This window comes from Promicromonospora sp. NFX87, from assembly GCF_048564965.1.
Lineage (GTDB): Bacteria > Actinomycetota > Actinomycetes > Actinomycetales > Cellulomonadaceae > Promicromonospora.
Window position 1 is genome coordinate 3992701 of sequence record NZ_CP183413.1, and the last position, 20828, is coordinate 4013528.

The 20828-nt window shown below is 69.8% G+C and carries 22 protein-coding genes; 13 read left to right on the top strand and 9 right to left on the bottom strand.

Annotation, left to right across the window (positions count from 1 at the left end):
* Window positions 1-136: 136 nt before the first annotated feature.
* The 12 genes from ACNYC2_RS17940 (at window position 137) to ACNYC2_RS17995 (ending at window position 11233) form a co-directional block, all read left to right on the top strand.
* Entirely contained in the window at window positions 137-1138 is a 1002-nt protein-coding gene (locus tag ACNYC2_RS17940; protein WP_419703099.1) for a hypothetical protein, read from the top strand.
* 69 nt (window positions 1139-1207) lie between these two features.
* Window positions 1208-2188 (top strand): hypothetical protein, encoded by a 981-nt coding sequence (locus ACNYC2_RS17945; protein WP_419703100.1) that lies wholly within the window; start codon window positions 1208-1210, stop codon window positions 2186-2188.
* Between the two features lie 195 nt (window positions 2189-2383).
* Window positions 2384-2572, top strand: coding sequence for a hypothetical protein (locus ACNYC2_RS17950; RefSeq protein ID WP_419703101.1), 189 nt, complete (start codon window positions 2384-2386; stop codon window positions 2570-2572).
* Between the two features lie 78 nt (window positions 2573-2650).
* On the top strand, window positions 2651-3340 hold the full coding sequence (locus ACNYC2_RS17955) for a hypothetical protein (protein WP_419703102.1): 690 nt from the start codon (window positions 2651-2653) through the stop codon (window positions 3338-3340).
* Between the two features lie 342 nt (window positions 3341-3682).
* Window positions 3683-4096, top strand: a complete 414-nt coding sequence (locus ACNYC2_RS17960) for a single-stranded DNA-binding protein (RefSeq protein WP_419703103.1) — start codon at window positions 3683-3685, stop codon at window positions 4094-4096.
* 92 nt (window positions 4097-4188) lie between these two features.
* Window positions 4189-4983, top strand: a complete 795-nt coding sequence (locus ACNYC2_RS17965) for a hypothetical protein (RefSeq protein WP_419703104.1) — start codon at window positions 4189-4191, stop codon at window positions 4981-4983.
* Window positions 4980-5954, top strand: a complete 975-nt coding sequence (locus ACNYC2_RS17970) for a hypothetical protein (RefSeq protein ID WP_419703105.1) — start codon at window positions 4980-4982, stop codon at window positions 5952-5954. Before ACNYC2_RS17965 ends, ACNYC2_RS17970 begins: the two co-directional genes overlap by 4 nt.
* 56 nt (window positions 5955-6010) lie before the next feature.
* Window positions 6011-7000, top strand: a complete 990-nt coding sequence (locus ACNYC2_RS17975; protein WP_419703106.1) for a hypothetical protein — start codon at window positions 6011-6013, stop codon at window positions 6998-7000.
* A 357-nt stretch (window positions 7001-7357) separates the two neighbouring features.
* Window positions 7358-7633, top strand: coding sequence for a hypothetical protein (locus ACNYC2_RS17980; protein ID WP_419703107.1), 276 nt, complete (start codon window positions 7358-7360; stop codon window positions 7631-7633).
* Between the two features lie 198 nt (window positions 7634-7831).
* The gene (locus ACNYC2_RS17985) at window positions 7832-8914 is read left to right on the top strand and encodes a hypothetical protein (RefSeq protein ID WP_419703108.1); all 1083 of its coding nucleotides are present in this window, start codon (window positions 7832-7834) and stop codon (window positions 8912-8914) included.
* Window positions 8915-9024: 110 nt separating this feature from the next.
* Window positions 9025-10122, top strand: a complete 1098-nt coding sequence (locus ACNYC2_RS17990; RefSeq protein ID WP_419703109.1) for a hypothetical protein — start codon at window positions 9025-9027, stop codon at window positions 10120-10122.
* An 85-nt stretch (window positions 10123-10207) separates the two neighbouring features.
* On the top strand, window positions 10208-11233 hold the full coding sequence (locus tag ACNYC2_RS17995) for a hypothetical protein (RefSeq protein ID WP_419703110.1): 1026 nt from the start codon (window positions 10208-10210) through the stop codon (window positions 11231-11233).
* Window positions 11234-11436: 203 nt separating this feature from the next.
* On the opposite strand, the gene ACNYC2_RS18000 is transcribed toward ACNYC2_RS17995, so the two are convergent.
* The 5 genes from ACNYC2_RS18000 to ACNYC2_RS18020 form a co-directional block, all read right to left on the bottom strand.
* On the bottom strand, window positions 11437-12777 hold the full coding sequence (locus tag ACNYC2_RS18000) for a tyrosine-type recombinase/integrase (RefSeq protein ID WP_419703111.1): 1341 nt from the start codon (window positions 12775-12777) through the stop codon (window positions 11437-11439).
* A 3-nt stretch (window positions 12778-12780) separates the two neighbouring features.
* On the bottom strand, window positions 12781-13137 hold the full coding sequence (locus ACNYC2_RS18005) for a helix-turn-helix transcriptional regulator (RefSeq protein ID WP_419703112.1): 357 nt from the start codon (window positions 13135-13137) through the stop codon (window positions 12781-12783).
* A gap of 94 nt (window positions 13138-13231) precedes the next feature.
* Window positions 13232-13459 (bottom strand): DUF5302 domain-containing protein, encoded by a 228-nt coding sequence (locus ACNYC2_RS18010; RefSeq protein ID WP_419703113.1) that lies wholly within the window; start codon window positions 13457-13459, stop codon window positions 13232-13234.
* Window positions 13460-13604: 145 nt separating this feature from the next.
* Window positions 13605-14075 carry a transcriptional regulator NrdR gene (nrdR, locus tag ACNYC2_RS18015; protein ID WP_357463254.1) on the bottom strand — a complete coding sequence of 157 codons (471 nt, stop codon included), beginning with the start codon at window positions 14073-14075 and terminating at the stop codon, window positions 13605-13607.
* A 119-nt stretch (window positions 14076-14194) separates the two neighbouring features.
* Window positions 14195-14641 carry a LysM peptidoglycan-binding domain-containing protein gene (locus ACNYC2_RS18020; RefSeq protein ID WP_419703114.1) on the bottom strand — a complete coding sequence of 149 codons (447 nt, stop codon included), beginning with the start codon at window positions 14639-14641 and terminating at the stop codon, window positions 14195-14197.
* A gap of 187 nt (window positions 14642-14828) precedes the next feature.
* Between ACNYC2_RS18020 and lexA the strand changes: the two genes are divergently transcribed.
* Window positions 14829-15644, top strand: coding sequence for a transcriptional repressor LexA (gene lexA / locus ACNYC2_RS18025; protein ID WP_377136844.1), 816 nt, complete (start codon window positions 14829-14831; stop codon window positions 15642-15644).
* A gap of 84 nt (window positions 15645-15728) precedes the next feature.
* Here the strand turns inward: lexA and ACNYC2_RS18030 are convergent, their stop codons facing one another.
* The 4 genes from ACNYC2_RS18030 to ACNYC2_RS18045 are packed head-to-tail and all read right to left on the bottom strand — an operon-like array spanning window position 15729 to window position 20730.
* The gene (locus tag ACNYC2_RS18030; RefSeq protein WP_419703115.1) at window positions 15729-16718 is read right to left on the bottom strand and encodes an L-lactate dehydrogenase; all 990 of its coding nucleotides are present in this window, start codon (window positions 16716-16718) and stop codon (window positions 15729-15731) included.
* 9 nt (window positions 16719-16727) lie between these two features.
* Entirely contained in the window at window positions 16728-18824 is a 2097-nt protein-coding gene (locus ACNYC2_RS18035) for an ATP-dependent DNA helicase (protein ID WP_419703116.1), read from the bottom strand.
* 42 nt (window positions 18825-18866) lie between these two features.
* Window positions 18867-19754 (bottom strand): carbohydrate ABC transporter permease, encoded by an 888-nt coding sequence (locus tag ACNYC2_RS18040; RefSeq protein WP_419703117.1) that lies wholly within the window; start codon window positions 19752-19754, stop codon window positions 18867-18869.
* A gap of 1 nt (window position 19755) precedes the next feature.
* Window positions 19756-20730, bottom strand: coding sequence for a carbohydrate ABC transporter permease (locus ACNYC2_RS18045; protein WP_419703118.1), 975 nt, complete (start codon window positions 20728-20730; stop codon window positions 19756-19758).
* Window positions 20731-20828: the final 98 nt, after the last annotated feature.

Here is a 20828-nt window from a genome sequence, read left to right on the forward strand (position 1 = left end):
TGGTGCGGGTCGCACACCTGAACAACGACCGAAGTGCGGGCCGCACACCCGGCCAGGGCCTGGACCAGTCATCGCACGCGGCGCGCGGGCCCGGTTCAAGCGGGGCTAGGGCGCAGGAGCTCAGGGAGGGAGTGTCATGGACCGGTACGAGGAGCGTCTGATCGAGGCCGACCGGCTCGCGATGACCGCGCACGTCCGGGCGGACGCGACCAGCGGGCATCACTTCCTCGCCCGGCAGATCTGGCACACCGCCCTGGCCCTGGGCGTGCCGCCCGGCTCAGATGTCCTGGTGACCGGGTCCTGCTCCGCACAGCTGATCGGCACCACCCCGGTCATGCACCCGACGGCGACCATGTGGGAAGGATCAGCCCCGTGGCGAGCTCAGGTCCCGCCACGATGGCCCTACCCCGCCTACACCGTCAACCCGCAACCGGCCGATGCCGGGGCCCGTGGCCCGTTCACCGCCCAGGTGATCTCCCAGGTCGGGCTGGACGTGCACGTCCGTAGCCTGGTGGCCTGGTCCTACCAGCAGCGCCGGTTCCACGAAGACCTTGCCATCGCACTGGAGAGGTCCGCGCCGGGCGGGCTCGTGTTCGCACTGGCCAATCACTCCATCTTGGACGGTGCCGGACTGGACGGCTCCGCGCACTCTCCGTGGGAACAGACCGGACAGGTCGCGGACTTCCTCGGCGCCGCCCGCCTGCCGACCCACGCGCTGCGAACCGAGGACCAGTGCGACGCACCGGCCGACCTGCTGATCTTCCGCCGCCACTCCCCCGGACCCGACGGACCAGATAGCGCACTCGTGGTGCCTCGGTCGCAGTGGATGCCGGGCGCCGGGATCCCCGTCACCACCTACTACCGATCGCATCGTGAGCATGTCCTGGGCCTGCCGATGACCCAGACCGACCAGTGGGACCAAGAACGACTCACCGTCGTCGACACCAAGCGCACCTGGCAGCACCGACTGCCACGCGTGCTCGACCAGATCACCCGCGCCCACAGGCCGGCCGCGGATCCGAGGACAGCCCCGGGCCTCGACGTCCTGCCCACGCCCCGCCCGACGCCGCACACGAGGCCGCGGGCCAGTGCCGAGACCAACCGCCCATCACAGGCGGACCCCGTACCACCCCTCTGAACCCGGCTCGCCCGGACCGTGCTGGGCACGGCCGTGTGAGTACGACCGTCTAGCGACAGGAGCAGCCCGATGAACCCGACGACAACTACCCGCCCCTTGACACCGGCCGAGCTGCACCGCGCCATGGGCGCCGGCGACCCAGCCGCCCTCGCCGACGCCTGGCAGGTAGGCCGACACCTGTGGCCGGTACTGCGTGCCCTCGGCTACGACAGCGGGTACCTCGGCGGGCGCGGAGCCAACAGCGACGCCTTGTCTGGCCGGGCTCCCCACCTGCGGCGCGCCGGCACACCCCCGGGGTACCTCGCGTTCGTCGCCATGATCCCCGACACGTCCGGGCACGACCGGATCCGGCTGCATCACCAGGGCGCTGACCTGCCCCGCCTCCCCGTACACCGCGGCCAGCTCGACGTCGTGCTCCAGGACGTCCCGTTCAAACAGACTCCCTCCACCCCGCAGCGGGCGCAGGCCTTGGCCGACTACGGGACCAAGGTCCTCACCGAAGGGGTCGTCCTGTCGGCCCGGGGCGGGATCAGCATCTCACTCGTGCATCCTCAGGTCCTGGACAGCCCCGACCCCACCGGGCGCAAGAACCTCGCCCGGCAGGCTGACCTGGTCGGTGCCCTGCGCGTGCCGCCACGCCCCTCGCCCGGTGGGCCGGGCGTGCCGTTCGACGTCGTCCTGCTGCGCCGCCGCCCCTCCGGTTCACGCAGCGCGGGCCACGCGTTCACCGACATCTCGACGATCGAGCTTGGCGAGCGTCTGGTGACGATCAACGAATACTTCTCCGCTCACCCCGAACATGTTCTGGCCCGGGTTCTACCCGGGTCCGGCAGCTCGGCGCCGCTGGTCCCGGTCGCTGACCGGACCCGTCTGGGTGAGCGGATGCAGGAGGCGTTCACGCGGATCGGGGGCGCCGCGACCCAGCTCGGGCTGTCCGCACCTGGCTCTTTGCACCCGCCGGCACCCGACCAGCCACCTCGGACACCATCCGCACCCGGGCCCATCGACCGCGTCGAGCGTCCCGGCGGGAGCGACAACCTGCACCTATGACGGCCTGCTGCTCGACGCCGACTAGGACCAGGGCACAGGGCACAACCGTCACCCCCAGCGACGGCGCTCTCATCGGGACCAGCGGCCGTGTCACCTATCACCACTGGCTTTTTCTCGCCGGGCACGCGGGTGTCAGTGGTCGGCCGCATCATGTAGCTGAGCGAGAGCACCAGAAAGGGCACCAACATGAGGGTCGTGGCCACGATCGACACCCGCGCCGCCGTCCGCGGCGACGAGCCGTCCCAGGCCCGCGAGATCGAGGTCGAAGCCTCGACCTACGAGGCGGGCCGCGACGAGTTGGACGCCCATGTTCCCGAGGGCTGGCAGATGCTCAGCATCGGAGTGCCCGACCGGGCAGACACCTACCAACCTCCCCGGCGCTGACCGCCGTAGAACCCCCGGCCCTCGACCTGAGCCGAGCGGACCGGCTGCTCCGCAGTGTTCGCGCATACACTAGAACACATGTTCGACACGGCGGCGGCTCCGACGGCATGGCATCGGGCCCGTGCTGCGCTCCAGTCGGTGGAGCGTCGTGTCGGGGTCGAGCATCACGACCCGGTCGTCACGCTCGCTCCACCGGGGCCTGCCCCGCTGACCGCCCTGCTGCCCGACGGCGATCTACCTACCGGGGCAGCGGTCACCGTGCGGGACTCCGCGAGCCTGATGTGCTGGCTCCTGGGCGCCACGCAGCGCGACAGGTGGGTGGCCCTGGTCGGCTGGCCCGAGCTCAGCCCGCTGGCGCTGGCGGAGGCAGGCGTCGACCTGGAGCGCGTCGTCGTCGTGCCCGACCTCGGCGGTCACGCTGCCGCAATCCTCGCCGCACTCCTGGACGGCGTCGAGATCGCCGTCGCTGGCCCGCAAGCCGTCACGACAGCGAGCGAGCGTCGGCACCTCCTGGCCCGGGCACGCCAGCGCGCCGCAACGATCCTCTCGCCGATGCCCTGGGAGGGCGCGGCGCTGGTGCTCAACGTCGAGCAGGCCAGGTGGAGCGGCCCGGACCACGGTGACTACTGCCTACGCGAGGCCCGCCTGTCCGTGGTCCGCCAGTCGCGCGCCGACGGCGCTGGCACACGCTTCGAGGTCGCCCGGCACGACACCACCGCACCGACAGCGCTCGCCACGCGAGCCGCAGCCCGCCGCCGGGCGGGATGACGCCGTTGTGCACGACCTCACGTGCCTTATCAACGATCTGCCCGCGGCCGCCTTCGGAGACGTCCCGGTGAAGCCTCCCACCCCGAACCTTGCCGCCGCGCCGACCCGTCTGCGCAGGTCGGACCGTGCGAGGCGGGTCCCGGGCACACCATCGGGTGGAACTAGACCTTCGTCGTCATGCCGGTCGGCCGGGCCCCCGCACGACGTCCCTGGCATACACCCACTTGGCTGATCTATCGGATCAGCCGGCCCACTCTCATGGCTGTGGGGCGGTGCTGAGCGCGCACCTGGCAAGGGATACGGGCGCCACCCCGGCGCCCGCGACCCGAGCAGGGAGCCACCATGACGATCCCCATTCGGCAGAGCCTGGAAGGCGTGTTCCTGACCGGGCTACGGCCCGGCACCACACGGTCCGGCATACCGGTGCTGCGTGCGCGGGTACGCGCCCAGCAGTGGCGGCACGAGGGCGAGACATTCACACCCCAGGAGCCGATCACGTGCGACCTGGTCGTCTTCCACGAGTCGACCCAGCGCGCCCGGACACGGTTCCGGCCCGGTGACGCGTTCATCGCCTCGGGGCACGTCAACACCTACGACGTCACCCGCGACGGGCAGACGGTGCAGCGTGAGGAGTTCGTCGCGCGCAGGCTCGGGCACGACGCAGCCCGCACCCGGTACAAGGTCACCCGCACCCGCCGCCGACTCCGTCCGGCCATCGCACCGGCTGCGCAGCCCGGTTCTGGGCGTGCGTCGTGAACGGCCCAGACGAAGCATCCGGCGCCGATCCGATCGAACCTGACCTGCCCGGCTCAGACCCACAGGACGAGCGCCTGGCCATACCGGACGATGTGCCGAACGATCCCTCCCAGATCTCGCTCCTGCGGATGCTCGGCTGGCGCCCCGGAGACCCATTGCCCGACGTCGAGGGCCTGGATGACGCAGTGGACGAGGCCGTCGAGGAGACCGGTCCGTGGCCCGCGAGCCCTACAGCAGCCCGGGACCCGCTCAGAGCCTCGACGGCCCCGGATGCTGACCTGCTGCTTCCGGCGGAGCCGGAGCCTGTGGTGCCGATCAACTGGAACACGTTGGACGCGGACCGTGCCGAGCAGGAGTGGTGGCAGCTGGACGCGTTCGTGTACTGGCTGCGCGGCGACTTCGGCCTGACGCCGCAGGAGCTGCCGCCGATGTGGCACCGGCACCCCGAGCTGGTCTGGGAGCTGTCCGCGCTACGCACCTCGTGGCTGGCCGGGCATGCCGAGGACGCCCACCCCGGGGCACCGCTGATGTGGCTGCGGGACCTGGGCGACTGCCGGCGCCGGCTGCGGGACTGGGTCCAGCGGTGCGGCACCACGCTGACCGAAGACCGCCCCACTCGACTGACCACCTGGCCCGGGGAGGAAACAGCCACCAGCCCGACCCCCGTCACGGTCACCGACCGGGCCGCGGACTTCGCCGTCTTCGTCGCCGACGACGTCGACCGGCGACGCCGCATCGAGGCCGACGCCCAGGCCGAGGTCGAACTGGCCCGCGCCGAGCGGATCGCCCGGCTGCGGCGCTCCTGGGGCCTGCCCACGACCGGTCCGGAGGATCCCGCACCTGGCTCGGTGACGTCCGACGTCGCGGATGAGGAGGACCGGTCATGACCAGCGCGTCGCACATACAGCTTGCTCGGGAACGGGCAGACATCGCTGCCGTGACCGTGCACGCTCACGCAGACGCCACCGGTGCGCACGCTCACCTCGCGCCCATGGTCTGGGACCTGCTGCGAGGTCTGGGCGCCCCGGTCGGCGGCCGGGCGCTGGCCTTCGGCGTGGACCCGCAGGTCCTCCTGACCGGCGACCCGAACCGGCCCCAGGCTCGCGACAATGACGGGTTCCCGATACACGACCGGTGGCAGGGCCCCGTGCCAGGGGCCAGGCCGGATGCCTACCGCGACGCGTTCCCAGTCACCCGGTACCCCCTGAGACTGGCTACTGCTCGGCCGTTCGACGTCGCGGTGGCGTCGATGCCGTACAGCGACATCCACCTGCGCAGCCGCGAGGCCCGCGCGATGCGACTGCACAGCTTCCACGTCCAGGCCATCGAAGCCCTGGAGGGGCTGGCGCCGGGCGGCCATGCCGTGTTTCTGGCCAACCACATGGTCCTGGACTACCCCGACCCATCACGCTGGGCACGCCTGGCCCAGATGGCCGACTTCCTCGGCGCGGCCCGGCTGCCCTCCCACACGCTGCGGGCCGCACCCGCTTGCGACGCACCGCTCGACGTCCTGGTCCTGCGTCGCCGCGAGACCCCGCACCCCGAACCGGGTCTGCAGTTCCCCAGCGTGCAGTGGTCACCCACGGACGGGCTGCACGAGAGCACCTACTTCACCACCCGCCCCGACCGCGTCCTGGGCACTCCCGATGTGGGCACCGACTACTGGGGCATGAAGCAGCTGGCCGTCCACGACCCCGACCGCACCTGGCCGGGTCGCCTCAACACCGTGTTCGGCGAGATTGCCCGCCAGCACGCTCCCGTCAGCACGACGACGAGCCCGGCGACGGAACACGGCAGTCCTGCGCCTAGGCACGGCGCCGCCCACCGGCGGGAGGAACCGCCCGGCCCGCACCTGTGACCACCAACAACACGGCTCACAACCAACCCGCAACGACGAAGAGAGAAGCACTCGTCATGGAGTTCGACGGAACCAATATCGAGTTCGTCCAGGCCGATCCGGAGATGCTCTTGGAGGTGTTCGCCAAGAAGAACCACCACGACACCTCGGCCGCCGTGGCACACCAGAACATCGCTGCGCAGCTGTGGCCGCAGCTACGTGGGCTCGAGTACGCGACCGGGCAGCTTCTCGCTGTCGGAGAAGACGTCGATCTTCTCGCCGGCGCGTCGCCCGACGGCCCCAGGCCCGCCGACAGCATCGACGACTACGAGGAAGGTGAGCTCCTGGCCGCTCGTATGCCTCCCACCGACCGGTGGCCACACCAGGGTCTGCGACTGCGGTCGGCACGTGACCACGAGGTTGGTGCTGCGGACCTAGTCCTGGCCAGCCTTCCTCTGGTCGACGCACGGGCTCTGACCCGGTCCACCAAGACCGACGTTGTCATGTTCCACCACGGGGTCATCCGTGACGCCCTGACGTGGCTGAGGCCCGGCGGGCTCCTGGTCACGATCGCCCACCGCCAGCTCCTCGACGGGACGGACGCCCAGCCACGCCGTTCGATCGCCAAGCACGCGGACCTGATCGGGGCCGTGCGCCTGCCCGCGTCCGCACTGCGCCAGGCACCGTTGCTGGACAGTCCCGTGGACATTCTGATGCTGCGCCGTCGCGAACCCGGTCATCCGCCCGCCGGCTTGGACTTCATCGACCGCAGCCCAGTACACATCCACGACGCCCCGGACATGCTCATCAACGACTGCTACGCCAACGCGCCCTGGGCGGCGGTGGGCAACATCGTGCCCGACCCAATCGACCCCGACATGACGACCGTCGCCCCGATGGGCGGCGACTTCGGCCGGACCTTGTCCGAGGCCCTGGCCACGCACGTCGACATCGCCATCGACGACGGGCTCTACGCGAAGCGACGCCCTACGAGCCGCGCGCACCCTGCACCCCAGCAGGACATGCCGCACGGTCCGAGTACAGGTCCCGACCTGCCCGCCCTGTAGCGCCAAGCCCGAAACCCACGGGTGGGGCCTGAACCGTCCCTGCACTGATGGCCAGCAGGATCCACCGCCCGCGCCGCTGGAGTCGCACACCCTGACCGGAGGCGAGGCACGTCATGCCCGCGATGAGCTTCGACCAAGCGCTGCGTGCCGAGCGCTGGCACGCGCTCGCCCTCGGCGTCCCCGGCATGAGTCCCGGAGCGGACGCGTCCCGGCTGCGTACAGCGCGACGTGTCTGGCAGGAATACGTGGCCTACAGCCAGCGGGTCTACGACTCCCAGATCTGGACCTACGACCCCAACCCGCAGCCGTCGTTCTGCCTGTACCGGCTGATCGAGGCGGGCGGCAACATCCAATGTCGTGGACGCCCCCGACTTCGCTGGGGAAGTCCTGCAGGACATGGGCCGCGGGTACCGGGAAGAGATCGTGTCCGACGAGGACGGAACCCGCTGGGAACGCTTCGGCCCAACGATCGACGGCTACCGCGCCGCGGCACGCGAGACCGCGCACATCCGCGCGCAGCTGCAGTTACGCGGCCTCATCCCGCCCCGCCCGCGCGGGCAGGCGGTGACCTTCGGGTTCCTGCCACCTCGCTACGAGCCGCCAACAGACTCCGGCGTCGAACCCCCGTTCTGATCTAACTCTGCCTGCCACCTGAGCAGCTTGCGTCCGGTCCCGAGAGCGGTGTCGTCCCCCGCACACCTTCCCGACACACCAACGCGGGAGGAGCAGGACGATGACCCACAACGTGTCCGCTGAGAGAACCAGCAGGCCACGCCACGAGCAGCCCAGCGCAGCAGCGGTCGACGACCGGGCTGAGGCGGCGAACTGACCATGGACCCGACCTGGAACCCCGAGTTCGAGCCCGGCCTCGCTGAACTGGCCGATCTTGCCGCCCTCACCGACCGTGAGACCAGTGACGCGACCGCCCCGCACGCACTGATCGCCAAGGAACTCTGGACGTCCCTGCGTCGGCTCGGTGTCAGCGGACGGATGCTGGTCATGGGCGAGGACGCCGAGGTATACGCCGGCCTTCCCCGGACCGAACGCCTGATCTCACCAGGTGCCACGGCCGAACTCATCGGCCTCGTGCCGGGATCGTCCTGGCCACACACCGGGTTGCAGTTGCACCAGCACCCCGGCACACAGCCAGACCCGTTCGACCTGGTGATCACCAACATGCCGGCCAACGACCTCGTGACCCGTTCGGCCGTGGGCTCCGCTCGACAGTGGCAGCAGCACGCGATCAACGCGCTCGGCTCGATCGGACTCACCAGCCCCGGCGGGCTGAGCGTCCTCCTTGCTTCCAGCCGGCTTCTGGACGACACCGACCCGTACGTGCGGCGTGAGATGAGCCGCGCGGTCGAGCTGCTCGGCGCGCTCCGCCTGCCTGCCGGAACGCTGCGCCGAGCCCCGGGCAACGACGGCACCGTCGACCTGATCCTGCTCCACCACCGTGGGTCACCCGGCACGACCCCATTCACGGAGTCGACCCCGGTCACGCTCGACGGCCGCGACGTGCACGTCAACCAGTACTACGACGCCCACCCCGACCACGTCCTGGGCACCCTGACCAGCCGCGACAACCCTTGGGGACCAGCGGACACGACTGTCGTCCCCGGGCGCGTGGGCCTCGCTACGGAACTACGAGCGGGCCTGAATGCCATCGTCCGCTCCGCCCGCGCCCGTGGCCTGAAGCTGCCGGCCGACGCGGCTGATCTGGACGTGTCGATCGACTCCATGCGCGAATCCGGTGGCCGGGCCCCAACGCGTCCTTCCGCGATACGAGCCCAGGACCTGGGCGAGGCGCGCGCTGTGGTCGCACGGCTGCGCGCCCAGCGCCGCAACGCCGACCCGATCACGCCCGACCACCCCGCGCCGTCGACGAGTCCAGGTCCGGAGCCGCCCGGGCTGTGAGCCACCACGCCCAGACCTGCTCTAACACAACCCGTCGCCGGCATGCCGGCATACGGCACTGACCGTGCGCCGCACCAACCGCATTCCAGACCAGGAAGGACGCCGTCATCATGAACGAGAGCAAGCTCGCCAACTACCTCGCCAAGCTGCCCTACACGATCGGCCACCAGCTCAGCGACCAGGACGTCGTCGTCGGAGCGTATGACTCCGGCGGGAAGACCGTCGCACACGCCGCGATCGACTGGAGCGACGGCCACGGCGACGAGCACGAGTTCGCGGAGCAGACCGCCGGGCATCTCGCCGGGGCCTTTCGGAAGCTCCCCGTGGCACGACTGGTCGTGATCGCCTACGGCCCCGACGGACCGGCACGCTCACGTGTCATGGCCGACGCCGTCGAGGACGCTATCGGCCTGTCCTCCTCCATCCAGATCCACGTCCACGACGGCCACGGGCGGGTCCGTAACAACACGACTGGCGAATGGGGACGTGCAGTCGCCGTCACCGGCGTCGTACCTCAGGCCGCGCTAGACGGGCTTCCCGCACCGGCCGCCTCGCGCACCGAACTGCTGGAGTCCGTGGCGCCGTTGCCGACCCCGCTGTTCGGGCCTCTCGACCCTGGCCTGGCCACCAAGATCCGGGGCAGCTCGCCCCTGATGCAAGCCGAGACCGCACAACGCGCTCTGGATGCCTTGGCCTCGAGCCGGGTCGACGACCTCCAACAGATGACAGTCCTGTCCCACCTGATCACCACCGCTGCCCTCACCCGCGACACCGTGCTCGTCCATGCCATCAGAGACAACGGGCTGATGGACGCCCGGACCGATGCCCTGGTGCGTACCTTTCGCGCGGCACCATCCGAGCAGCGACCCCAGCTCGCGTCCACCGCAGCAGCAGCCATCTTCCTCGCCGCACGGCCCGCGCCGATCGTTCACGGCTTGCTGCGCCACGCAGACAAGGATGCGGATCTCACCACTCTCGTCTCCCAAGCAGTCCGGCTCGGAATCGACCCTCGCCCCATGGGCCCGGTCCTGGCGCAAGACGTCAACCAACGTCTCGCCGAAGCCGAGACGGCCTGGTCCGCTCAGCGCTCCACAGCAGGGCCTGGCAATGGGAAGACGTCAATCGCACCCCGAACGCCGCCGTCGGCGCCCACGAGCCACATGGACGCCGCCACCCTCGATTCAGAAGCGGGCCCACGCGAGCTGTAGACAGCACGCTTCAAGCCTTCGGCTGCGCCCCAGCAGCCGCCGACAGCACCGATACCCAGGATAGAGACAGACGATGGGAGACGCCATGAACGCGAAGGACGAGAGCGTCGAGGGCGGCGCGCATCTCGCGGCAGACCTGATCATGGGGCAGCCGCAACCCGAGATGGACGTCGTGGCGCGGGCGACCGCGGTGATGGACCGCCGCGCCCTGGACGCACACCAGCAGATCTCGGGCGTCGACCGGCACTGGCAGATCGCGATCCACCTGTGGCCAGCCCTGAAGTCCGTCACACACCATACCGGGCAGATCTCTGGTCATCTGGTCGCCGCAGGTGTCGACGCCGACATGCTCGCCGGCCTCGGCCCGCATCCCCACTACCCACGCGACCCACAACGGCACCTCGTCTTCCACACCCCGATCCCACCCACCAGCCAGTGGCCACACAACTACCTGCCCGTACACGAACTCGGCGCACAGAACGACCCCGGACGCTACGACCTCGTACTGGCCAACCTGCCCTTCCACGACGTGACGCTCTTCGATCCCGACCGGCGCGCACGCCTGGGCACCTACCACCAGGAACTGTTGATCAGCGCACTGGACCAGAGCACGCCAGGCGGGATCACGGTCGCGGTCGCCTCCCCAGTGTTCCTCGACCACCCCAACCAAACCCTCCGCCAGGCCGTCGACGCGAAGGCCGACCTAGTCGGCGCAGTCCGGCTCCCGAGCGGAGCGATGCGACCGAATAGCCACGCCGAAGGCCCGACCGACGTCCTGTTCCTCTACCACCGCCAGCCCGGTCAGCCAGGCCCTGGCATCCCTGCGGCACGGGACGTGATCACCCCGTCCGGTCGTGGCCACCTCAACGACTACTGGCTCGACAACCCCGAACACGTGCTCGGCCAGCTCAAGCCCGAGGTCAACTCAGCGACCTTCACAGTCGACCCCTGGTCGGAACCGCTCGGCCATTCGCTGCAGGTCGCATTCGACCAGATCGCCACCGTCATGATTAACGGGCTGCGATCCCGTGCAACCGGTCCTCCCGGACCAGGGACCGGCCCGCAACAGAACTCGGAATCCATGGCTCCGGCCTATACACCGGACCTTTAATACAGCGCCCTGTGATCTATCGCGATGCTAGTCCGCAGCCTGCCGCACCGGTCGCCCACTTGGTTGCACCGATCATCAGCACACCAATCAGCCCTGGGCCATGGTGGCGTCGGCTTGAAGAGGCGCACGATCCTCGGCGGCTCGCGGCTGCGCGCGACCGGTTAGCCGCGAGCCGCCGAGGAAACGTCACCGCGGATAACTGGTCATGCGGCCTGCACCTCGGTACGAGTGTCCGAACGGTCATTGCCACGAGCGCTGTCGCCCTCGGTACCTTGATCCTGCTCTCGCAACCGCGCCTCCTGTTCTCCGATCTCGACCATCGCCTGCAGTACGGCCGACACGTCAGGCGCATGCCGGAGCCGTTCGATGTAGCTCCTGCCGGTGACACCAGCCTGGATCTTGTGTCCAAGCAGAGCTGCGGCGTCAGCCACACCACGCTTGCGAGCGACAAACGTGGCGACGGTCGATCGCAGAAGGTGGGGATGCACCTCTCCCGTCATGTCGGCTGCCGCGAGTGCCGCACGGAGCTGCCGTCGAAGATTCGACGGGGCCTGGCAACGCAGGACAGTGCCGTCATCGCGGTAGCGGCGAGAGGGGAACACTGGCATCGCAGCCGTGACCATTGCCGGCCGGATCGTTCGAAGGGATTCGACGACAAATGGTGGAAGGGTGATCACGCGTTCGCCTGCATCGGTCTTAGGGATGCTTTGTCGGACGCAACCCCGTCCCCGAACGGGGACCATCGTGGCTGCGATTGTGACCGTCGGTACTCCCTCCGCAGAATCGAGATCGACTTCATCCCACCGCAGTGCGAGCGCCTCACCGATGCGGGCGCCGGTGCCCAGCAGGACATCGATCACGACTGCCAGGTTCCTGCTTGGATCGGGTCCAGGGCGGTCTTTGCCACCCTCGACCCATTTGCGGACGGCCTTGCGCAGGCGGTACACGTCTGTCGCTGTGATCGCGCGCGGTACGGGCTGCTTCAGGTCCGGCGTGATCGTCTTGCGCATTGGATTGTCACGGATCGCGTCATGGATGACTGCGCGGTCCAGCACCATGTTGAGGACACTTCGAATCCGGACAGCGGTGTTCGTCATGTCCTTCTTGCCCGGCTCGCCACGAGCAACGATCGAGTCGATGAGACGCTGGCACGAAGCCGGAGTCAATTCGTTCAGGCGCTTCGGTCCCAGCACCGGAACCACGTACCGGTCGAGCTGGTACTCGTACTTGTCGATCGTCTGCGCCCTCATCGGAGGTCGAGGCCAGGTCGACCGAACTCGTATCTCAGTTACCCACTGGCGGCATGCGAGTCCCACCTTCGAATCTGGTTTGAGTTCATCCGAGCCGCGCGCTGCCTTGAGCAGTTCGGCCACCGCGGCTTGCACCTTGAGGCGTGCTTTGTCCTCACGGGATCCGTTTCGAGAGACCGGCACAATCTCTCCGGTCATGAGCTTGAGCCGTGTCCGAGCCCGCCATGTCTTCGGCCCGGTCTGCTTGATGGAGATGCTGCCGTGTTCGCCCGGCTGGAGCTCCGTTCTGCCCATTGCTCACCACCCCGATCCGGTGATGCGGCGCTCGGGTGTCGCCTCGTCGTCACCACACTCGGTGTCCGCGACGCGCGACTCGAGCCACGCGCGCACGTCAGCGTCTGCGAACAGCAGGTGCCGACCGACCTTGTAGGCGCGGGGCCCCTGACCGTGCTTCCGCCAGGTGTAGATGGTCGCGGGCGTGGTGCGCAGGACCGTGCACAGTTCCTCGAGGGTCCACATCGGTGTGCGGTCCATTGGCTTGTCGTGCGAGGCGCTCATGTATCTGAGGTGCGCCAACGGCGCCGACAGCGTCGAGCATCCGTAGGCACTATCGGTCATTCCCGAGCGTTCAAACCGTGTCACGAACTGTGTCATCGCGGGTCACCTATCCCTTTGCTAGGCGCCTCGCGAGACAACAAAAGCCGCCGACCAGGTCAGATACCTGGTCGACGGCCTCGGCCGAACAGTCTCAGCCGGACTTGCGGCGGAACATCTTCTGCACGGGGCCCGTCGTCTCCGAACCGTGCACCGCACCAGTGTTCACATCGCCCGCGGAGGTCCGGCTCCGAGCCGCATTCTTGCGGTCCAGAGCTTCCTTGAACTTCGCCTTCGCGTCCGTGCTCGGCGCTGTCGCGACCTTGGGCTCTTCCGCGCCCTTGGTCTCGGCTACCTCGGCATTGGGCTTGTCGTCCGTCACACCGATCACCTCCTCTTGTTCCGGGGGTCCCTCGATCGGGTCCGTCGTCGGCCCCAGCCTGCACCACGGCACAGCCAGGTGCCAACATTTTTGGATTCCACCGAGGCAACTCCGGCCGACGACGGCGCGGCGGCCCCACGACGCCCTATGCCTGGGCGGCCGCCCGCTCGGCGCGCTCCGCACGGAGCGAGGTGATCGCGCTCTCGAAGTCCTCGAGCGAGTCGAACGACTGGTAGACGCTCGCGAACCGGAGGTAGGCCACCTCGTCGAGCTCGCGGAGCGGGCCGAGGATGGCGAGGCCCACCTCGTACGCGTCGATCTCCGCGCTGCCGTTGCTCCGCAGGGTCTCCTCGACACGCTGGGCCAGGATCGCCAGGTCGTCGTCGCTCACCGGGCGCCCCTGGCACGCCTTGCGCACACCCGCGGCGACCTTGTCGCGGCTGAACGGCTCCGTGGCGCCGGAGCGCTTGACCACGGACAGGCTCGCGGTCTCCACGGTGGTGAACCGTCGGTTGCAGTTCGGGCACTGCCGTCGGCGCCGGATCGACAGGCCGTCGTCGGCGGTCCGCGAGTCCACCACACGCGAGTCGGCGTGGCGACAGAACGGGCAGTGCATGCTCACTCCTGCGTGGTCGACCATCGACCGGAGGCCTCCGGTCGCGCCCCGACCGTAAGCGGGCAAACCACCCCCTTGCAACATAGCCGCAACATTCGTCGGCGAATCGAGGCCTTTCGTCACTCCTTGGGCAGGAGCAGCAGCTCCCCGACGCGCAGCGTGCCGGTCGACATCTCGTTCAGCTCCTGCAGCCGGCCGACCGCGTGCCGCACGTCCTCGCCGGGCCTCGCGACCTCCTGGGCGAAGCCCCAGAGCGTCTCTCCCGGCTGCACGGCATGCACCCGGACCTCGGTGGGTTCTCCCGGGGAGCTGGCGACCGCCGTCGCCCCCCACGTGACCATCGGCGCGAGCAGGAGCATGGCCAGCAGCACGAGGACCACGCGGCCACGCCGCGTGAGCCGCAGGCCGGCCAGGCCCAGCCGGTCGGCGATCGTGCGCCCTTCCGCCGGGGCGTACGCACGGAGCGCAGCCGGTCCGGCCGCCGGTGCGTACGCCCGGCCATACGACGGCGCATACGCCTGTTCATACGTCGGGGTGTACTGCCGCAGCGGGATCACGTCCCCCATGGCCCCTCCTCGAGGTGCAGAGCTTCTGTCGTTCATACAAGCGTTCGTCGAACGCCCGTACCATTGTGTAGCACGGGACACCGTCCATGTCGAGACACGCTCGAACATTCGTTTGAGCCGAGCGCGTTTGTGACCTAGAGTGGGTAGCGCACAGGAGAACATTTGTCGGAACGGGAGGGGCACGGGCATGACGGGACGGGACGGGACCAGCGACACGAGAGCCGTCGACACGGCAGCCTCCGGCGTCGCCACGCTGGACACGCCGGCCGACAAGGCGGTCGCTGACGTGCACACGATCTCGCCGACAGACCGCCTCACCGAACGGCAGCGCCTCGTGCTGGACACGATCCGGCAGTCGTTCGAGACGCGGGGCTACCCGCCGTCGATGCGTGAGATCGGCGAGGCCGTCGGGCTGGCCAGTCCGTCGAGCGTCAAGCACCAGCTCCAGATGCTCGAGAAGAAGGGCTTCCTGCGCCGCGACCCCAACCGGCCGCGTGCCATGGAGCTCGTGGAGCCGATGGCCGAGCAGGTCGACAAGCCGACCCGCGGCGAGATCCACTGGCCCGAGCCGCGCCGTAGCGGCCAGGTCCACTGGGGCGGCTCGGTGCCCGACGACGCCAGCACTCCCCCGCCGTCGTACGTACCGCTCGTGGGCCGTATCGCGGCCGGTGGCCCGATCCTCGCCGAACAGGTCGTCGAGGACGTGTTCCCGCTCCCCCGCCAGCTGGTGGGTGACGGCGAGCTGTTCCTCCTCAAGGTCGCCGGCGACTCGATGGTCGACGCCGCGATCTGCGACGGGGACTGGGTGGTCGTGCGCCAGCAGAACGTCGCGGAGCAGGGCGAGATCGTCGCCGCCATGATCGACGGCGAGGCCACGGTCAAGACGTTCAAGCAGACCGACGGTCATGTGCTGCTGCTGCCGCAGAACCCGGCTTACGAGCCGATTCCCGGCGACGAGGCCCAGATCCTCGGCCGCGTGGTCGCCGTCCTCCGCAGCCTCTGACAAGACCGCGAAGTAGAGCGCCTGTCCGCCCTGCGCAACGCTCAGCGTGCGTAGGGCGGACAGGCGCTCTACTTCGCGGTGCCGTCAGAAGCCGAACCGCCTCTGCACGGCCCGCACGTTCTCTGCCGAGGCACGAAGGCCCGCCAGCTCGTCATCGGACATCGGCACCCGCACGTTGTCCGTGACACCCCGCCGGTCCACGAGCGACGGCACGGACAGGCACACGTCGCTGATGCCGTGGTAGTCGTCCAGCAGCGAGGACACCGGCATGATCCGGCCCTCGTCCTTGAGCACCGCCTCGATGATGCGGGTAGCGGCCAGGCCGACGGCGTAGTTGGTCGCCCCCTTGCCGGAGATGATCCGGTACGCGGAGTCCACGACCTCGCGGTGCACCTCCGTACGGACCGCCGCGTCGAGCGGCGGCTTGCCGCCCAGCGGCTCCCAGTCGAGCAGCGGCATGCCGCCGATCGACGCCGAGCTCCACAGCGCGATCTCCGAGTCGCCGTGCTCCCCGGCGATGTACGCGTGCACGTTCCCCACCGCCACGCCGCAGCGCTCGGCGAGCACCACGCGCAGCCGGGAGGAGTCCAGGACCGTACCGCTGCCGAACATCCGCTCGCGCGGCACTCCGGAGATCTTGAGCGCCGCGTAGGTCACGACGTCCACCGGGTTCGTCACCATGACGTACGTGGCACCCGGCGCGACCTCGACGAGGCCGGGCAGGATGTCGCGCATCAGCCCGATGGTTCCCTCGGCGAGGTCGAGCCGCGTCTGCCCGGGCTTCTGCTTCGCCCCTGCGGTCACGACCACGACGTCGGCTCCCGCGCACACCGCAACGTCGTCCGAGCCGATCACCTGCGCCTGGGGCGTGAACATGAGGCCGTGCTGGAGGTCGAGCACCTCGGCCTCGACCTTCGCCCGGTTGACGTCGTGCAGGGCGATGGTCCGCGCCGAGCCCCGCGCGAGCGCGGCGAAGGCCAGCGTGGAGCCCACAGCGCCCGCGCCCACCACCGCGAGCTTGGTGGTACGGGCATTGGAGGGACGTACGGCCGGGATGTCCGAAAGGGCTGCCATGCCCCCAGGTTAGGTGTCGAGCCTCGCCAGCGCGGCGCGCACCAGCGCCGAGTCTGTGGTCGGCCAGAACCCCGGCATCGAACGGGTGAGGAACGAGGCGTAGCGCGCGGTCGCGAGGCGCGGGTCCAGGACGGCCACCACTCCCCTGTCGTCCATGCTCCGCACGAGACGCCCGGCACCCTGCGCGAGCAGCAGCGCCGCGTGCTGCGCGGACACCGCCATGAACCCGTTGCCGCCCGCCTGCTCCACGGCCTTGGCGCGGGCGGCCTTGACCGGGTCGTCGGGGCGCGGGAACGGGATGCGGTCGATCAGCACGAGCTGGCACGACGGCCCGGGCACGTCCACGCCCTGCCACAGGGACAGCGTGCCGAACAGGCAGGCCTCCGGATCCTCGGCGAACTCGCGCACGAGGGTGGGCAGCTGGTCGTCGCCCTGCGCCAGGATCGGGAAGTCGAGCCGCTCCCGCATGGCCTCCGCCGCCGCGTTCGCCGCACGCCGGGACGAGAACAGGCCGAGCGTGCGGCCGCCGGCGGCGGTGATCAGCTCGGCGATCTCGTCGAGCTGCGCCTCCGTCGTCGGCTCGCGGCCCGGCGCCGGGAGGTGCCGCGCGATGTACAGGATGCCCTGGCGCGGGTAGTCGAACGGGCTGCCTGCGTCGAGGCCGTGCCACGGCGGGGCGTCCTCGCCCTTGAGGCCGAGCGTGCCGGCCACGGCGTCGAACGTGCCACCCAGAGCCAGCGTGGCCGAGGTGAAGACGCCCGTCGCCTCGCCCAGCAGGTGCATCCGGATCAGGCCCGCCACGTGCAGCGGCGCGGCGTGCAGCCGCGTCACGTTGTCGGCGAACCCGCCCCAGTTGTTGTCCGGGCGCGAGCACCACAGCACGTCGGCGGTCGTGTCCTGGAACGACATACGTTCCGCCGTCTCGAAGAGCTGCAGCATGGCGCCCTGGGCCATCTTCAGGCCGGGCTCGGGCTGCGCCGGAGCCTGTCCCTTGCCGCCGCCCGCCTCCGGCTTCAGCGTGCTCAGCACCTCGCGGGCGGCGTCGCGCACCGCGCCGACCGCCAGGCGCAGCTCGTCGGGCAGGCCGTTCGGGAACCGTTCCGCCGGGGCCGTCACCAGCAACGTCCCCAGCGCCTGCGCGGCGGCGTCCAGGGCGTCAGTGTTGGTGCCCGCGTGCCGCCGTGCCAGACGTGCGGCGTTCTCGACCGAGGCCATGGACAGGTCGACGGTCGCCGAGGACGTGACCCGGTCCGTGAGCTCGTGCGCCTCGTCCACCACCACGACGTCGTGCTCCGGCAGGATGCCCGGGCTGCCCGTGGCCGCGATGCCGAGCATCGCGTGGTTGGTCACCACCACGTCGGCCTCCCGGGACGCGGCGCGCGCCTTGTCGGGGAAGCATTCGGCGAGCATCGGGCACTTGCCGCCCAGGCACTCCATCGCCGTGACCGAGACCTGGCGCCATGCCCGGTCCGGCACGCCCGGCACGAGGTCGTCGCGGTCGCCCGACTCCGTCTCGTTCGCCCACTCGTGCAGGCGGCGGACGTGGTCGGCGAGCGTTGCGCCGTCGTCCCTGCGCCGTCCGCGAGCGCCGCCCGAAGCCGCGGGCTCCTCGGTGCGCGGGTGGTCCTCGCCGCCGGGCAGGTCGAACAGGGTGGGCTCGTCGACCGGGTAGCCGCCGCCGACCTTGTGCACGCAGAGGTAGTTGTGCCAGCCCTTGAGCAGTGCGATCTTCGGTTCGCGCGGGAGCTGCGGCGTCACGGCCTTGGCCACGAGCGGCAGGTCGCGCGTGATGACCTGGCGCTGGAGGGCCAGGGTTGCCGTCGAGATGATGACCTTGCTGTCGGCGGCGACCGCGTGCCGGACGGCGGGCACCAGGTAGCCGAGCGACTTTCCGGTGCCGGTACCCGCCTGGACGAGCAGGTGCTCACCCTTCTCGATGGCCTCGCCGACGGCCACGGCCATGCGGTGCTGGCCGTCCCGGCGCCCACCACCCAGCTCACCGACGGCGAGGTCGAGAAGCTCCTCGACATCGGGAATGTCGGTGGTTTCGGGAGGCGCGTCGGAAAGGCTGGTCACACGCTCGATCCTAGGCCGGACCACCGACATGCACCCCATCTCGTCCACAGGTGCCGGCGGCCGGCCGAGGGGTTATCCCTTCACCGCGCCGCCCAGTCCGGCGCCGCTGAGGAACAGGCGCTGGAAGGCGAGGAAGAGGGCGATCGGCAGCACCGTGGAGATCGCGAGCGCCGCGAGGAACACGTCGAGCTCCAGGTAGGGGGCGATGGCGGGCAGCCGGACGGAGAGCGGCTGGTTCTCCGGGTCCGGGAGCACGAGCAGCGGCCAGAGGTAGTCCTTCCAGGCGGCGATGACGGCGAACACCGAGACGACGCCGAGGATGGGCTTCGACATCGGCAGGACGATGCTCCACAGCAGCCGGAAGGGTCCGGCGCCGTCGACGCGGGCGGCCTCGAAGATCTCGCGCGGGAGGCCGTCGAAGAACCGCTTGACGAGCAGGACGTTGAACGCGCTGGCGCCCATGGGCAGCCAGACCGCCCAGAACGTGTTGAGCAGGCTGATGTGGACTATCGGCACGTCGAGGATGGTCAGGTACAGCGGTACGAGGAGCACGACGGACGGCACGAAGAGCGTCGCGAGCACGAGAGAGAAGATGACGTTGCCGTACCGGGGCCGCAGCACCGACAGCACGTAGCCGCCGGTGGTGGCGACCAGGATCTGGAAGAACCAGGCCCCCACCGCCACGATCAGCGTGTTGACGAAGTAGTGGTCGATCTCGGCCCGGTTCCACGCCGTGGCGAGGTTGGCCCAGTCGATGCCGGTGGGAAACAGCCCGAGCGGCTCGCGCAGGGTCTCCTGCGTGGGGGTGACGGCGGCCTTGGCGAGCCAGAGGATCGGCCCGAGCCCGACGACGACCAGGGTGACCAGCAGGCCGCCCTGCAGCACGCCGAGGGAGGTCCGTACGCTCGGCCGGCGTCGGTCGTGGGTCGAGACGATGCCGCGTTCGATGGTGGCTGCCATGTCAGCTGCTCCAGGGTCGGGTCACGCGGAAGTACACCGCGGAGAGGACTGCCAGGACGCCCGCGAGCATCAGGCTCAGGGCGGTGGCGGCCCCGTAGTTGCCGCCGAGGCTGCTCCCGAACGCGTAGTCGTAGATCAGCATCAGGATCGTGAGGGTCGCGTTGTTGGGGCCGCCCCCGGTGAAGAGGAACGGCTCGAGGAACACCTGCGAGGTGCCGATGATCTGCAGGATCAGCGTGATGAAGAGGACGCCGCGCAGCTGCGGCAGCGTCACGTGCCAGATCTTGCGCCAGACGCCCGCGCCGTCGACCTCAGCGGCCTCGTAGAGCTCGGTCCGCACCCCGACGAGCGCGGCGAGGTAGATGATCACCGTCCCACCCGCCGCGGCCCAGGTCGCCTCGAGCACGAGGGAGGGCATCGCGCTGCCGGCGTCCTGCAGCCAGGGGTAGGGGCCGAGCCCTACCCAGCCCGCGATGGTGTTGAACACGCCGGTGTCCGAGGCGTCGTAGAAGAACTTCCACAGCAGCACCGCCACGACGGGCGGCACGACGACGGGCAGGTACGCCAGCGCGGAGAAGAGGCTCCGCATCCGCCGCACCTCGCTCATCAGTACCGCGGCGGCCAGCGGCAGCGGGTACCCGAAGACGAGCGCGAGCAGCGCGAACCACAGCGTGTTCTGGACGGCCTTGCCCAGCAGCGGGTCCTGCAGCACGAACACGAAGTTGTCGAGCCCCACGAACACGGGAGCGGTGACGAGGTTCGTCTCCTGGACGCTCATGACGAGCGCGCGGCCGATCGGGAACCAGGAGAAGACGCCGAACACGAGGATCATCGGCAGAGCGATGATCAGGGTGCTCAGACCGCCCTCGCGCAGCCAGTCCTTGGGCGTGCGACGCCGGGTGCGGCGGGGGCTCGGGGGTGACGGCGGTGGTGGTGCCGGAGCCGCGGCTCGCAGCGGGCTGGAGATGGTCGTCATCGTGGATCCTTCGCTTCGTCGGTCGAGCGTTTCCCGCCGTCGGCCGGGACCGCCGTTGGTCGAGCTTGTCGAGACCCGGGTCTCGACAAGCTCGACCA